At 49.8% G+C, this 14294-nt stretch carries 13 protein-coding genes; 9 read left to right on the forward strand and 4 right to left on the reverse strand.

Features of this window, described 5'->3' with window-relative positions; genetic code table 11:
• Window positions 1–190 precede the first annotated feature (190 nt).
• Window positions 191–646: a CBS domain-containing protein gene (locus IE074_RS01830; RefSeq protein ID WP_189383746.1), complete on the reverse strand. Its 456-nt coding sequence runs from the start codon at window positions 644–646 to the stop codon at window positions 191–193.
• A gap of 238 nt (window positions 647–884) precedes the next feature.
• Entirely contained in the window at window positions 885–2198 is a 1314-nt protein-coding gene (locus IE074_RS01835) for a YihY family inner membrane protein (RefSeq protein WP_229793853.1), read from the reverse strand.
• A 180-nt stretch (window positions 2199–2378) separates the two neighbouring features.
• Between IE074_RS01835 and IE074_RS01840 the strand changes: the two genes are divergently transcribed.
• From IE074_RS01840 to aroC, 3 genes are read left to right on the forward strand one after another with little or no spacing between them, the layout of a single operon-like run.
• Window positions 2379–2759: a DUF2069 domain-containing protein gene (locus IE074_RS01840; protein WP_189383990.1), complete on the forward strand. Its 381-nt coding sequence runs from the start codon at window positions 2379–2381 to the stop codon at window positions 2757–2759.
• Between the two features lies 1 nt (window position 2760).
• Window positions 2761–4245 carry a protein adenylyltransferase SelO gene (locus IE074_RS01845; protein WP_189383747.1) on the forward strand — a complete coding sequence of 495 codons (1485 nt, stop codon included), beginning with the start codon at window positions 2761–2763 and terminating at the stop codon, window positions 4243–4245.
• Between the two features lie 49 nt (window positions 4246–4294).
• Window positions 4295–5353, forward strand: a complete 1059-nt coding sequence (gene aroC / locus IE074_RS01850) for a chorismate synthase (RefSeq protein WP_189383748.1) — start codon at window positions 4295–4297, stop codon at window positions 5351–5353.
• Between the two features lie 74 nt (window positions 5354–5427).
• Here aroC and fahA read toward each other — a convergent pair whose 3' ends face one another.
• Both fahA and aptA read right to left on the reverse strand, forming a co-directional pair.
• Window positions 5428–6747 carry a fumarylacetoacetase gene (gene fahA / locus IE074_RS01855; protein WP_189383749.1) on the reverse strand — a complete coding sequence of 440 codons (1320 nt, stop codon included), beginning with the start codon at window positions 6745–6747 and terminating at the stop codon, window positions 5428–5430.
• A 248-nt stretch (window positions 6748–6995) separates the two neighbouring features.
• The gene (gene aptA, locus IE074_RS01860; RefSeq protein ID WP_229793854.1) at window positions 6996–8312 is read right to left on the reverse strand and encodes an omega-aminotransferase AptA; all 1317 of its coding nucleotides are present in this window, start codon (window positions 8310–8312) and stop codon (window positions 6996–6998) included.
• Between the two features lie 360 nt (window positions 8313–8672).
• Here aptA and leuC point away from each other — a divergent pair, with 360 nt between their 5' ends.
• The 6 genes from leuC to truA all read left to right on the forward strand — a co-directional run bounded on the left by leuC (window position 8673) and on the right by truA (window position 14125).
• Window positions 8673–10079 carry a 3-isopropylmalate dehydratase large subunit gene (gene leuC, locus IE074_RS01865; RefSeq protein ID WP_189383750.1) on the forward strand — a complete coding sequence of 469 codons (1407 nt, stop codon included), beginning with the start codon at window positions 8673–8675 and terminating at the stop codon, window positions 10077–10079.
• A 1-nt stretch (window position 10080) separates the two neighbouring features.
• Window positions 10081–10737: a 3-isopropylmalate dehydratase small subunit gene (gene leuD, locus IE074_RS01870; protein ID WP_189383751.1), complete on the forward strand. Its 657-nt coding sequence runs from the start codon at window positions 10081–10083 to the stop codon at window positions 10735–10737.
• Window positions 10738–10749: 12 nt separating this feature from the next.
• A complete protein-coding gene (gene leuB, locus IE074_RS01875) occupies window positions 10750–11826 on the forward strand; it encodes a 3-isopropylmalate dehydrogenase (protein WP_189383752.1) in 1077 nt (358 codons plus the stop codon).
• Window positions 11827–11952: 126 nt separating this feature from the next.
• Complete coding sequence (gene asd, locus IE074_RS01880) at window positions 11953–13083, forward strand: aspartate-semialdehyde dehydrogenase (RefSeq protein WP_189383753.1); 1131 nt, start codon at window positions 11953–11955, stop codon at window positions 13081–13083.
• 2 nt (window positions 13084–13085) lie between these two features.
• Window positions 13086–13286, forward strand: a complete 201-nt coding sequence (locus IE074_RS01885; RefSeq protein ID WP_189383754.1) for a hypothetical protein — start codon at window positions 13086–13088, stop codon at window positions 13284–13286.
• 8 nt (window positions 13287–13294) lie between these two features.
• Window positions 13295–14125 carry a tRNA pseudouridine(38-40) synthase TruA gene (truA, locus tag IE074_RS01890; protein WP_189383755.1) on the forward strand — a complete coding sequence of 277 codons (831 nt, stop codon included), beginning with the start codon at window positions 13295–13297 and terminating at the stop codon, window positions 14123–14125.
• The last annotated feature ends 169 nt before the right edge of the window (window positions 14126–14294 follow it).

The following is a 14294-nucleotide window of genomic DNA, read 5'->3' on the forward strand; positions in this document are numbered from 1 at the left end:
ATCGCCGAACAGATACTCCTTTACTAATTTGACTTTGAATTGCACATCATATTTTTCCATTGAAAAACCCCTAAAAGTTGAATGGGTGTCCAACTTTTGGGGGTCAGTTCAGAGCGTGGGAACGAGTTTCGCTTGGGAACGAGTTTTGAGTTCCTTGTGGGGACAGCTTGTCTGAAAATCCGGTTGACGCTTATTCCTCTTCTGGTGTGCCTGAAGGCCAGTCACGAATATAGGCCTTGAGCATGGTGTTTTCAAATTTTTGGGCCTCAAGGATGGCGCGGGCCATATCGTAAAAAGAAATCACGCCCAGCAGGGTGGGACCATCCATGACCGGCACATACCTGGCGTGATGCTCAAGCATTAAGCGCTGTACCTCGTTGGCATTGGTGTTGGGTGAAACGCTAACCGGAGCATCATCCATGATTTTTCGAATGGTGGTGTTACCTGCCTGGTTGTTGTTGTCGCTAAGATGACGGATGATTTCACGAAAAGTAAGCATTCCGGCCAGTTGACCCTGGTCCATAATGACTAAAGAGCCAATATCATGAACACTCATGGTTTCAATGGCCTGGGCAACGGTTTGGTCTGGTGTGGCTGTATAAAGCGTATTGCCCTTAACGCGCAGAACTTCACTGATTTTCAACATATTGCTCTCCCTGATGCTTGCCAGCCGTATTTTTATAATTTAAGTGCTTTTGAAAGCCGCTTAAACGGACCTGGCTGCTTTTACTGTAATAAATGAAATTTGATATATAGAAATGTACACCATACAAAGAGTCTTTTAAAGTTAAATTTTCATGTGAAGCTGCTGGGCGACAGGGAAACAGTTGTTTTGCCAGTATTAATACCCAGGCGTATTGAATATTGGCGTTGTTGTGGATTCTTTATTGTTTTTTGATGATGTCGCCCAGTTTGACGGTGTCATCATTCAGGATAAGTGCCGGAACAGCCTTGCGGATTTCGGGTTCATCATGCAGGGGGTTGGCTTGGCGGTCAAACAGGAAGTAATTGGACAGGGCTGTTAAACTGGCGTTTTCACTGCTGGCCAGTGCCCAGCGTTCAGATCTTTTGCCAGTGGTGTTAACGATGTAACCCATTGCCTGCAGTGGGTCAAGCACCTCTGGCAACTCATCGTGGTTGATTTTAAGTGAAGAAGCAAGAAAAGCGGTACTTCTGCCAGGCGGGTTGTCATCACGGTTGGCATGAAGCAGGCGCAAAACACGTATGGCCGCCATAAACCGGGTGCCCGGCAAAGTGTTGTGCTGAAAGCTGCCAAGCCGGATCTGTGGGGCAATGGCCGTTACCGAGGCGCCAAACAGCACAACCAGCCACGACAGGTAAATCCATAATAAAAAAAGCGGGATCGTGGCAAAAGTGCCATAAATAAGCGTGTAGGAAGGAAAACGGGTAATGTAGTAGGTAAATCCGGCTTTCATGATTTCCAGCAAAATGGCCGTGGTTAAGCCGCCAATCAGCGCGTCTTTTAAGGCAACCTTGCCATTGGGGGCTACCAAATACAACAGGGTAAAGCCAATTACCGATAGCAGAATGGGTATCAGGGATACCAGGATACTGCTTAACAGCGAAAGATCATCGGTAAGGCCAAATTTTTCACGGGCCAGGAATGCAGTTGCCCACAGGCTGGCACCCAGCATGATGGGACCCAATGACAAGATGGCCCAATAAACCAGGATACGCTGGGAAATCGGTCGTTGTCGCCTGATATGCCATATTTTGTTAAGTGCCTCGTCTATCGTCATCATGAGCATGATGGAAGTAATAATCAGGAAACCCACCCCGATGGTGGTTAGCCGGTTTGCCTGCTGGGCAAACGTATTAAGGTAACTCATGATGTTTTCCGACATCGAGGGGGGCATCAGGTTGTTGGTCAGGAAAGTGTCAAGCGATGCCTTGAAGTCGATGAATAGCGGAAAGGCAGTGAAAAGGGACAAGATAACCGCAAGCAGGGGAACAATGGCCAGTACGGTGGTAAACGTAAGGCTGGAAGCGACTTGTGTGAGATTGTCACGCATAAGCCGGGTAAAGGCAAACAGAACAGCATCCCTGTAAAACAGCAGGCGGGATTGATTGGTAAACCTGGAAAGCTGCTCCTGTTCTTCTTGTGCTTCCTGGGCTTCCTGCCTTTGCTCCAGATGCTCTTCCTGGTCCAGATAGTTTTGTTTGTCTTCGGTTTTCATGAAAAAGTAGGGGGGGTGACCATTTTAAAGGCAGTATAACAAGATTATCCCCGTGCTTTAAGTCAGGCTGCGCTTATAATACGGTAATTAACGTCAACATGATGATTGAGTATTTTTGTGTCTGCACCTGTAATTGCTTCTCCTGATCCGGAAAACCCCGTTTATTCTGTCAACCATCCCATGACAGTCACGCTTAATCCGGTCTACCGTTATATCTGTTTTGCCAGTCTGTTGGCTTTGTTGCTGCTTTGTGTTCTATGGGAGCTGGTTCTGGATCCGCTGGTACCGGGGGGTAGTATCTATGTCCTGAAAGCCTTGCCCCTGATTTTTCCCTTGTATGGTGTTTACAAAGGTAATTTATATACCATGCAATGGTCTTCCATGCTGGTCCTGCTTTACATGATGGAGGGTACCGTGCGTTGGTATTCAGACTTAAGCGCTACTTCAATGTATCTGGCAATGGCAGAAACCCTGCTTTCATTGGTGATTTTTGTGAGTGCCATTTTGTATGTTCGCCCTGCCAAGAAAGTAGCGCGTGCCACCAAAAAACAGGGTAAATAAAATGCTTGCCCATTTGTCTGTCAGTAACAGCTTTGCCCAACTGTCTCCCGAGTTTTACACCCGGTTGCAGCCTCGTGGGCTGAATAACCCATCCCTGCTGCATGTCAACAGCGATGTTGCAAGTTTGCTGGGACTTGACAAAACGCAAACAGAAAGCGATGAGTTTCTGCAAATCATGTCCGGTAATGCGCCATTGCCAGGCGGAGTGACCTTATCTGCCGTTTACAGCGGCCATCAGTTTGGTGTTTGGGCCGGGCAGCTGGGTGATGGCAGGGCGCATTTGCTGGGGGCTGTTGCAGGGCACGATAGCAATGGCAAGCCCTGCGACTGGGAGCTGCAGTTAAAGGGGGCCGGTCTCACCCCTTATTCCCGTATGGGAGACGGCCGCGCGGTTTTGCGTTCTTCGGTGCGCGAATACTTGGCCAGTGCGGCCATGGTTGGCCTGGGTATTCCCACCACTCTGGCCTTATGCATTACCCAGTCTGATGATCCGGTTTACCGGGAAACCACTGAAACAGCGGCTATCGTCACGCGCGTGGCGCCCAGTTTTGTCCGTTTCGGTTCTTTCGAACACTGGTATGCCAACCGTCGGCCAGACCTGCTGCGTGAGTTGCTGAATTATGTGGTCAGTCATTTTTTTGCCGATGAAGTCAAGGTGGCACAAAATGATGCGGATTTGCCCGCAATGGTTTGTGGTTTCCTGGATAGCGTTGTCAGAAGAACAGCCTTGTTAATGGCTGACTGGCTGTGTGTGGGGTTTTGCCATGGCGTCATGAATACCGACAACATGTCCATTTTAGGTTTAACCATTGATTACGGGCCGTATGGGTTTATGGACGGGTTCCAGGCCAACCATATTTGCAACCATTCGGATAGCGAAGGGCGGTACGCCTGGAATCAACAGGCATCGGTGGGTTTGTGGAATTTATACCGTTTGGCCAATTGTTTTGTCTCGCTGGGGGTTCCCCAAGAGGAGCTCACCCAATGCCTTGATCGTTACGAGTCAGTCTTTACCGATGCTTTTCGGGAAAAAATGATACGCAAAATGGGACTTGTGCAGTGGCAGGATAATGATGAACAGCTGCTTGAACAGTGGTGGCAGATGTTACATGGCCAAAAGGCTGATTTCACTTTAAGCTTCAGGTATTTGTCCGAGGTCATGCACGATGACTCGCGGTTTCTGGGCCTTTTTTCAGACAAGCCTGCCGCGCAGCAGTGGTTGCTGCAATACAAAGCGCGTATTGCCGGTATTGAAGGGAACGAGCAGGAACGGGTGGATGGTATGAATGCGGTAAACCCCTTGTATGTTTTGCGCAATTATCTGGCCGAAAAGGCCATTTGGGATGCCAAACGTAAAAACCCGTCAACCATTGAAAACCTGTTGACAGTGTTAAGAAACCCGTTTGTGGAGCAGGCAGGCATGGAACAGTTTGCCGTCTTGCCACCCGAGTGGGCTAACGAGATTGCGGTAAGTTGTTCTTCTTAAGTAAGATACATCCTCAGCAGAAATAAAAACGATATGGGTAAGAGAAAAAATGTCAGGTAATACATTAGGAAAAATTTTTACGGTCAGTAATTTTGGCGAGTCGCACGGGCCGGCCATTGGTTGCGTTATTGATGGCTGCCCGGCCGGCATGGAGTTGTCAGCTGAAGATATCCAGCTGGAACTGGACAGGCGCAGGCCCGGTACCTCACGGCACGTGACCCAGCGCCAGGAGCCCGATCAGGTGGAAATCCTGTCGGGTGTCTACGAAGGTAAAACCACCGGTACGCCCATTGGGCTGCTTATCCGCAACCAGGACCAGCGCAGCAAAGATTATTCGGCCATTTCAGATACATTCCGCCCCGGTCATGCAGACGTTACGTACTGGAAAAAGTACGGTATTCGTGATCCGCGGGGTGGTGGACGTTCTTCGGCCCGTTTGACCGCACCCACGGTGGCTGCCGGCGCTGTGGCCAAAAAATGGCTTAAAAAAGAGTTCGGCACTATTATTCGTGGCTATATGAGCCAGTTGGGTCCTATCGAAATACCCTTCATTTCCTGGGATCACGTTACCAGTAACCCGTTTTTTGCGGCTAACCAAAGTCTGGTTTCAGAACTGGAAAGTTACATGGATGAATTGAGAAGGGACGGCGACTCTATTGGGGCACGTATAGAAGTGGTGGCCCAAAACCTGCCTGCTGGCTGGGGTGAGCCTATTTATGATCGCCTTGATGCCGATATTGCACACGCCATGATGGGTCTTAATGCCGTGAAGGGGGTTTCAATTGGCGCAGGCTTCGAATCGGTGGTCCAGCGCGGTTCTGAGCATGGTGATGAATTAACACCCGATGGCTACTTAAGCAATCATGCGGGCGGTATTCTGGGCGGCATTTCTACCGGGCAGGATATTACGGTGTCTCTGGCCATCAAGCCAACTTCCAGTATCCGTATTGAACGCAAATCGCTTAACAAGGCTGGCGAGCCGGTCATGGTGCAAACCCTGGGCAGGCACGATCCTTGTGTGGGTATTCGTGCAACCCCTATTGCCGAGGCTTTGCTGGCGCTGGTTTTGATAGATCACGCACTCAGGCAGCGGGCTTATCGCTGCTAATTAACGGGTAAGTGCCCTGCAATAAAAAAGGACGGTTTTAGGGGTCGTCCTTTTTATTGGCTAGATGAAAATGCCTAGAACAATGCTTTCAGTACGGTTCCGGAAACAGAGCCCAGACTGATATCGGGATAACCTTCTTTGCGGCAGACACCCTTGATAATGATTTCATCACCATCTTCCAGGAAGGTGCGTTTTTCACCCCAAGGCAATTCGATGGGTTTTTTGCCCCCCACGCTCATCTCCAGCAATGAGCCTGCTTCTTCAGGTTTGGGGCCAGACAGGGTACCGGAACCCAGCAGGTCTCCGGGTTGCAGATTGCAGCCGTTAACAGTGTGGTGTGTAACCATTTGCGCAATAGTCCAGTAGGCATCCTTGAAGTTGCTGCTGGCAAGATGTGCCGGAGGCTGATGGCTGTTGCGTGATTGTTCGGTACTGAGTAAAACATCCAGTTTAAGGTCATAGGCACCGGCCTTGCTGTTTTCTTCAGAAGTCAGGTACTCAAGAGGCTGAGGGTCTTCAGCCGGGCGAGAGAAGGCGGTCTGGAAGGGGGCCAGGGCTTCGGTGGTCACGACCCACGGAGAAATCGTGCTGGCAAAATTTTTAGCCAGGAATGGGCCTAGTGGCTGGTATTCCCAGGCCTGCAAGTCGCGGGCAGACCAGTCATTCAGGATACACAGGCCAAAAATGTGTTTTGGGGCATCTTCAATTTTAATGCGATGCCCCAGTTCGTTGCCGCTGCCAATGAAAACGCCTAATTCAAGTTCATAATCAAGACGTTTGCAAGGGCTTAGTTCCGGTTTGCCGTCCTCGGTGGCAGGACGCAACTGTCCAACCGGACGATGAAATTTCTGGCCCGATACCCCAATGCTGGAGGCGCGGCCATGGTAACCAATGGGAATCCATTTGTAATTGGATAACAGCGGATTGTCGGGGCGGAACTGTTTGCCGACGGCGGTGGCATGGTGGACCGAAATATAAAAATCGGTGTAATCGCCAATTCTTGCGGCCGTGGTGTATTCGGCATTGGCTTGGGGAACCAGTAAAGGCTGAATGCTGGCCTGCAGTCCGGAACCGCTTTTGAGCGCGCGAGACAAGGCCAGACGTAAAGCAGACCAGTATTCCTGGCCAAGTGCCATGAGTTCGTTCAGGTGGGTGCCTCGGCAGGCATTAAGGGCCTCTTGGGCTGCACCCTCAAACAGGTTCAGGTTTGCCAGTGCGGCCAGATCAACGATTTGATCACCAATGGCAACACCAGGGCGGAAGGATTCTTGCGAGCCGGCTTTGCGAAAAGAGGCAAAAGGCAAATTCTGGATAGGAAAACCGTTACCTGGTACGTTGGCGGATTCTACCCAGCTTTGCAGTTGGGGGTTATGTGTCTCGTTCAGTGTTGTCATGCGTTTGAATAATTTAAAAAAGAGTTTTCAATTATAGTTGAAAGCGCAACTATTATAAGGGCGTCTACAGACTTAAAACCAACGCAGGTTTGCCTGCATGGTACTGCGTTTTGTTGCCCGGTTTTGCGTAACGGATAAAACCGTAACAAATGATACTATACCTTATAAGCAAAAAAACAGCCAGAGGTAAGTCTGGCTGTGGTTGCAAAAGTCTTGTCTGGTCAGTTTTGCCTGCTACTTTTAAAGTCTTAGTCCACTTGTTTCAGGACATTGCCAAGCACATTGAATATGTGCCCGATTTGCTCTTCGTTAATAATCAACGGGGGTGAGATGGCAATAATATCGCCTGTGTAACGCAGCAGGACACCCTGTTCGTAGCATTTCTGGAACACTTCAGCGGCACGGGCGCCAGGTGCGCCGGTTCTGGGTTTTAGCTCGACTCCTGCCACCAGGCCAAGGTTGCGTATGTCCAAGACGTGAGGGAAGCCTTTCAAGGCGTGTGCAGCCTGTTCAAACATGCCACTCATTGCTTTGGCATTTTCAAAAATACGCGCTTTTTTGTACAGTTCCAGGGTTGCCTTGACGGCTGCTGCAGACAGGGGGTGTCCCGAGTAAGTGTAACCATGAAAGAGTTCAATCCCTCCAGCAGAGCCATTGACGATCGCATTGTAAATGCTTTCCCTGGCAGCGACAGCACCCACTGGCACGGCGGCATTGCTAAGGCCTTTTGCCAGGGTGATGAGATCGGGCGTGATACCAAAATACTCACTGGCCGTTGCGGTACCCAGGCGACCAAAACCGGTAATGACCTCATCAAAAATGAGCAAAATGCCGTGTTTACGGGTAATTTCTCGCAATCGTTCCAGATAGCCCTTGGGAGGAATCAGCACACCCGTAGAGCCGGCAATGGGTTCTACAATAACCGCGGCAATGGTGGAGGCGTCATGCAGTGCGATGATGTTTTCAAGTTCATCAGCAAGGTGCGCGCCCCAGGCAGGTTGTCCTTTACTATAAGCATTGTGCTCAAGATGGTGCGTGTGTGGCAAGTGATCCACCTGGGGTAGCAGGCTATTGGAGAAAGTTTTTCGGTTGGGGCTAATGCCGCCTACCGAAATACCCCCAAAACCAACGCCATGGTACCCGCGTTCACGGCCAATCAAGCGTGAGCGGGTGGGTTCTCCGTTAGCCCGGTGATAGGCCAGGGCAATTTTCAGGGCCGTATCCACTGACTCCGACCCGGAATTGGTAAAGAATATTTTGTTGATTCCGTCTGGCATGAATTCTGCCACAGCCTGGGCCGCTTCAAATGCAATGGGATGCCCCATCTGGAAACCGGGGGCGTAATCCAGCATATTTATTTGTTCAATCATGGCCTGGGTTATTTCCTCACGGCCATGCCCGGCATTCACGCACCATAAACCGGCGCAGCCATCCAGTATCTGCCGATCATCGGTAGACGTGTAATACATGCCTTTAGCCGCCTTTAGCAGGCGAGGAGCAGCCTTGAAGTTCTTGTTGGCGGTAAAGGGCATCCAAAAATGGGAGAGATCGGGTGTCTGGCGCATGGCTTTACTCCGAAAAATGCGTGATTGAGGAAGGTGGTTTTGTCTTATATGAAAAAAAATTTATTATCTGCAATTAACCCGTGCATTATGACATGTTGTCAACATGGAAAAACAGGCGGGTTTTACCTATGAATTTTGGCTATATGATTGTTTTGCATCAGTTTGATGGGCTGAAAAAGTTGAAAAGGCAAGACCTGGTGCCTTAATTTTGAGCGATTAATGCTTTTTTATAGTAGTACCACTACTAGTATAAATAATGGGCTTGTTAAGCATAGACAATCAGCGATAATTATTGCATTGTTGACTAAAAGATTTTTGTCAACCCAACAAAACTATTCATTTAGTTGTGCGGAGAAAAAAATGGCGCAAACACTTTACGATAAACTCTGGGATGCCCACGTCGTGGACCAGGGAGAAGACGGTACCTGTTTATTGTACATAGACCGTCAATTGTTGCATGAAGTAACCAGTCCGCAGGCCTTTGAAGGCCTGACTCTTGCCGGACGCAAGCCATGGCGTTTAAGCGCCAACCTGGCAGTGGCCGATCACAACGTGCCCACTAAAGACAGGGCAGAAGGTATTGCAGACCCTGTCTCCAGGCTGCAGGTTGATACCTTGGACAAAAACTGTGAAAGCTTTGGTATCACCGAGTTCCGTATGAATGACATGCGTCAGGGAATTGTGCACGTGATTGGCCCTGAGCAGGGGGCAACTTTACCAGGCATGACTGTTGTTTGTGGCGACTCGCATACCAGTACACATGGTGCGATGGGTGCCTTGGCTTTTGGTATTGGCACATCTGAGGTAGAGCACGTTTTGGCCACCCAGACACTGTTGATGAAAAAGAACAAAAACATGCTCATCAAGGTAGAAGGGGAGCTGCCTTTCGGTTGTACGGCGAAAGACGTGGTATTACATATTATTGGCGTGATTGGCACTGCTGGCGGTACAGGCCATGCCATAGAATTTGCTGGCAGCACCATTCGTGCCCTGTCAGTTGAAGGTCGCATGACCGTGTGTAATATGGCCATCGAGGCAGGTGCCCGTTCAGGCATGGTGGCCGTTGATGAAAAAACCATTGAGTACTTCCGTGGCCGTCCTTATTCGCCAACCGGCATTTTGTGGGATGAAGCCGTCAAATACTGGAAAACATTGCACTCTGATGAAGGCGCAAAATTCGATACGGTAGTGGAAATCAATGCCAAAGACATCAAGCCACAGGTTACCTGGGGTACCTCACCTGAAATGGTGCTTTCCATTGAAGACCGCATTCCCGACCCTGACAAGGAAAAAGATGACGTGCGTCGCAGTGGCATGGAACGGGCGCTTGAGTATATGGGTCTGAAACCCAACACGCCTATCCAGGATATTCGGATCGATCGGGTTTTTATTGGTTCCTGTACCAACTCCCGCATTGAGGATTTGCGTGCCGCTGCCAAGGTGGCCCGTGGCAAGCATGTGGCCTCAAACGTTATCCAGGCCATGGTGGTGCCAGGTTCCGGTCTGGTCAAGAAACAGGCTGAACAGGAAGGTCTGGATAAAATCTTTATTGAAGCCGGTTTCGAGTGGCGTGAACCAGGCTGCTCAATGTGCCTGGCCATGAATGCCGACCGTCTTGAACCCGGTGAGCGTTGTGCCTCAACCTCAAACCGGAACTTTGAAGGCCGTCAGGGTCAGGGTGGGCGTACCCATCTGGTCAGCCCTGCCATGGCTGCTGCCGCTGCAATTGCCGGTCATTTTGTTGATGTCAGAAAATTAGGAAACTGAAATGGAAGCTTTTACAACACATGAAGGCCTTGTAGCCCCCTTGGACCGTGAGAATGTGGACACAGACCTGATTATTCCCAAGCAGTTTCTGAAATCCATCAAACGTACCGGTTTTGGTCCTAACCTGTTTGACGAATTGCGTTATCTGGATCATGGCGAGCCAGGCATGGATAACAGCAAACGCCCGCTGAACCCCGATTTTGTCTTGAACCAGCCCCGCTATCAGGGCGCTTCAATTTTGCTTGCCCGTAAAAACTTTGGTTGCGGTTCAAGCCGTGAACATGCTCCCTGGGCGCTTACCCAATACGGTTTCAAGGCTATTATTGCACCGTCTTATGCGGATATTTTCTTCAATAACAGCTTCAAGAATGGCCTGTTGCCCATTGTGCTTTCAGAACTGGAAGTGTCTCGCCTGTTTGATGAGGTGAAGGGTTTTGCCGGTTATAAACTGCGCATTGATCTGGAGCGTCAGGTTGTGATTGCAGCCGATGGCCGTGAAATGCCCTTCCAGATTGACGGGTTCCGCAAACATTGTCTGCTGAACGGGTTTGATGATATCAGCCTTACCTTGCAAAAGTCAGACAAGATCAGGGCTTTTGAGGCAGAACGCCTGGCCCGTCATCCATGGCTTGAAGGCAATGCCGGCTTGGTTAAATAACAGGATACTTACATGACTTATAAAATTGCAGTATTGCCAGGTGATGGCATTGGAAAAGAAATTGTGGATCAGGCTGTGCGCGTGTTAACCGCGCTTAAGCTGGATATTGCACTTGAAGAGGCACCGGTTGGTGGGGCTGCTTACGATCAATTGGGGCATCCTTTGCCACCCTCAACACTGGAACTGGCTAAAAATTCAAATGCCATCCTGTTTGGTGCGGTAGGTGACTGGAAATATGATTCTTTGCCACGTGAGCATCGCCCCGAACAGGCTATCCTGGGTTTGCGTAAAAACATGGGCTTGTTTGCCAACCTGCGTCCCGCCATTCTTTACCCGCAACTGGCCAATGCCTCTTCCCTTAAGCCCGAAGTGGTTTCCGGCCTGGATATCCTGATTGTCCGGGAGCTGACTGGCGATATTTATTTCGGTACGCCACGCGGTGTCCGTACCGCCGAAGACGGTGCTTTCAAGGGTGAGCAGGAAGGTTTTGATACCATGCGTTACGCCGAAACCGAGGTGCGCCGGATTGCCAGAATCGCCTTTGAAGCAGCCCGCAAGCGTAATGGCAAATTATGCAGTGTTGACAAGGCCAATGTACTGGAAACATCCCAGTTCTGGCGTGACATCATGATTGATGTGTCCAAACAGTACCCTGATGTTGCCCTGACTCATATGTATGTCGATAACGCCGCCATGCAGCTGGTTCGTGCTCCCAAAGAGTTTGACGTGATCGTTACCGGTAACCTGTTCGGTGACATCCTGTCTGATGAGGCAGCCATGTTGACGGGCTCCATTGGCATGTTGCCTTCTGCATCCCTGAATGCATCCAACCAGGGCCTGTATGAACCCAGCCATGGGTCGGCTCCGGATATTGCCGGTAAAAACATTGCCAACCCCTTGGCGACTATTTTATCTGCCGCGATGCTGTTGCGTTATTCACTTAATGAATCGGCTGCGGCAGACAAAATTGAAGAGGCCGTCCGCCAGGTACTGGCTCAAGGGTTGCGTACAGCCGACATTTATGAAGAGGGAACGGAAAAAGTTTCAACTTCTCAAATGGGTGATGCTGTATTGAAGGCATTAAGCTGATATAGTGTTGTAATATAAGCACTTAACAGTAAAGAGGGGCTTGTTGCGTAGGCAGGGATCTGCCAGCGTGACAGTGTCCCTTTTGTTGTCTGAATTTTTTGTAATTTGAAATTTTGTGAGTTAAAAATGACACAATCTGTCGGTTTGGTCGGTTGGCGCGGGATGGTAGGCTCTGTTCTCATGCAGCGTATGCGTGATGAAGGGGATTTCAATCTTATTAATCCTGTCTTTTTCTCTACCAGCAATGCGGGTGGCTCTGCGCCTGCCTGGGCGCAAGGCGCCGGTCCGCTGCAAAATGCCTACGATATAGAGGCGCTTAAGAAGCTGCCTATTATTCTGACGGCACAGGGCGGAGACTACACGACAGAAGTGTTTCCAAAGCTGCGTGCTGCCGGTTGGGATGGCATCTGGATCGATGCCGCCAGTTCATTGCGCATGAAAGACGATGCCATTATTGTGCTTGATCCGGTTAACCGTGGCGTGATTGATGCCGCGCTTGCCAAAGGCGTTAAAAACTTCATTGGTGGCAACTGCACAGTCAGCTGTATGCTAATGGGGCTGGCCGGTTTGTTCCAGCAAGACCTTATTGAATGGATGACCAGCATGACTTATCAGGCGGCTTCCGGTGGTGGTGCCAAGCATATGCGCGAACTTATCACGCAATTCGGCTTGCTGAATGCCTCGGTCAAACCCCTGTTGGACGATCCCGCCTCAGCAATTCTGGAAATTGATCGTCAGCTGCTGGCTGCCCAGAAAGATGATGCTTTGCCCCATGAGAATTTTGGCGTGCCATTGGCTGGTAACCTGATTCCCTGGATTGACAAAGACCTTGAAAACGGGCAGTCCCGTGAAGAGTGGAAAGCCGAAGCCGAGACCAATAAAATTCTTGGTCGTGGAGAGGGTTTTGGCAGTGATCCCGTACGTATTGATGGATTGTGCGTTCGTATTGGCGCCATGCGTTGCCACAGCCAGGCTTTAACCATTAAGCTTAAACGTGATGTGCCCCTGGATGAAATTACCGATATCCTTAAGCAGGGTACACAGTGGGCCAAAGTGGTTCCCAATACCAAAGAAGCTTCCATGGAATGGTTAACACCGGTTGCAACAACCGGTACTTTGGATATCCCTGTTGGCAGACTGCGTAAAATGTCCATGGGCCCTGAATATCTAAGCGCCTTTACCGTGGGTGACCAGTTGCTGTGGGGGGCTGCCGAGCCTTTGCGCCGTATGCTGCGTATTGCGATTGGTGAGCTGTAGTCATGAATTTACCTGCCTGGCTGGCCAATGAAACGGCTGTGTTGATTATTGCAGTTTGTCTTGTCATGCTCATTGTGCCTGCGGTGGCGATTGCGGTTCTTAAAAAAAAGGTCGCGCAGCAACCGAAAATGATGTCTGATGGGGAATTGAAGGCAAAACTGGAAAAAATCAACCTTGATCTTGATTCTCCAGAGAGCAAGTAAGCCTGTTTATGGATATCAAAACCGAATTGCCATTAAAAAGAATAGCCTTGGGGGTGGCCTATAACGGCACCCCTTATTATGGCTGGCAAACCCAGCCAAATGGCCAAACGGTACAAGATAAGCTTGAAGCGGCGTTGCGGCAGTTTACAACGCAGGCAACATCCACCATTTGTGCCGGACGCACTGATACCGGTGTACACGCACTTTCCCAGGTCGTTCACATAGATACACAGGCTGTGCGTCGTGATGAATCCTGGGTCAGGGGGCTGAATGCTTTGTTGCCCGATAGTATTTCGGTACGTTGGGCCAAAGAAGTGGCTCCGGATTTCAATGCTCGCTTTTCCGCCTGTTCCAGGACTTATGTGTATGTACTCAGGAACGAACGCATCTTGTCACCGCATTGGGTGGGCAGGGCAGGCTGGGATTTTCATCCCTTGAACCTTGAGGCCATGTGCAAGGCAGCTGAACACCTGGTGGGTACGCATGATTTCAGCAGTTTTCGCTCATCCCAGTGCCAGGCGGCCAGCCCGGTCAGAACCTTGGAATTGCTAAGGATAGAAAAGCAGGGTACTTTTATTGTTTTTACATTAAAAGCCAATGCTTTTTTACACCATATGGTGCGCAATATCATCGGCTCTTTGGTGTATGTGGGTAAAGGGCGTTTCCCAAGTGAGTGGGTGGCATCGTTGCTCCAGGAAAAAGATCGCAAATTTGCAGCTCCCACCTTCATGTCTGACGGCTTGTATTTGGCCCACGTTGATTACCCCGAAGAATATGGCCTGAATTCATTCAGTCAGTTCAATCCTCACCAACCTTTACGTTCCCTGTTTCAGGCCTAAGGAAAACGTGAGCACGGTGTAAATCTGCATGAATAAATCCCATGCCAATTCTGGTTTGTCAAACTAAAATTGCGTCAAGGGTTAATCTCGGCTTACAAAATGTGGTTAATCAGTTATCATCTTGCATCCCGGAATACATCCGGATCGTTCAGATAAAAAAATATATTCA

This window comes from Advenella faeciporci (assembly GCF_014652395.1).
Lineage (GTDB): Bacteria > Pseudomonadota > Gammaproteobacteria > Burkholderiales > Burkholderiaceae_B > Advenella > Advenella faeciporci.

What these genes read in the sequence shown, in the direction of transcription:
- IE074_RS01830 (WP_189383746.1), bottom strand. Translation starts at nt 646, where the DNA reads ATGTTGAAAATCAGTGAAGTTCTGCGCGTTAAGGGCAATACGCTTTAT.
- IE074_RS01835 (WP_229793853.1), bottom strand. Translation starts at nt 2,198, where the DNA reads ATGAAAACCGAAGACAAACAAAACTATCTGGACCAGGAAGAGCATCTG.
- IE074_RS01840 (WP_189383990.1), top strand. Translation starts at nt 2,379, where the DNA reads ATGACAGTCACGCTTAATCCGGTCTACCGTTATATCTGTTTTGCCAGT.
- IE074_RS01845 (WP_189383747.1), top strand. Translation starts at nt 2,761, where the DNA reads ATGCTTGCCCATTTGTCTGTCAGTAACAGCTTTGCCCAACTGTCTCCC.
- aroC (WP_189383748.1), top strand. Translation starts at nt 4,295, where the DNA reads ATGTCAGGTAATACATTAGGAAAAATTTTTACGGTCAGTAATTTTGGC.
- fahA (WP_189383749.1), bottom strand. Translation starts at nt 6,747, where the DNA reads ATGACAACACTGAACGAGACACATAACCCCCAACTGCAAAGCTGGGTA.
- aptA (WP_229793854.1), bottom strand. Translation starts at nt 8,312, where the DNA reads ATGCGCCAGACACCCGATCTCTCCCATTTTTGGATGCCCTTTACCGCC.
- leuC (WP_189383750.1), top strand. Translation starts at nt 8,673, where the DNA reads ATGGCGCAAACACTTTACGATAAACTCTGGGATGCCCACGTCGTGGAC.
- leuD (WP_189383751.1), top strand. Translation starts at nt 10,081, where the DNA reads ATGGAAGCTTTTACAACACATGAAGGCCTTGTAGCCCCCTTGGACCGT.
- leuB (WP_189383752.1), top strand. Translation starts at nt 10,750, where the DNA reads ATGACTTATAAAATTGCAGTATTGCCAGGTGATGGCATTGGAAAAGAA.
- asd (WP_189383753.1), top strand. Translation starts at nt 11,953, where the DNA reads ATGACACAATCTGTCGGTTTGGTCGGTTGGCGCGGGATGGTAGGCTCT.
- IE074_RS01885 (WP_189383754.1), top strand. Translation starts at nt 13,086, where the DNA reads ATGAATTTACCTGCCTGGCTGGCCAATGAAACGGCTGTGTTGATTATT.
- truA (WP_189383755.1), top strand. Translation starts at nt 13,295, where the DNA reads ATGGATATCAAAACCGAATTGCCATTAAAAAGAATAGCCTTGGGGGTG.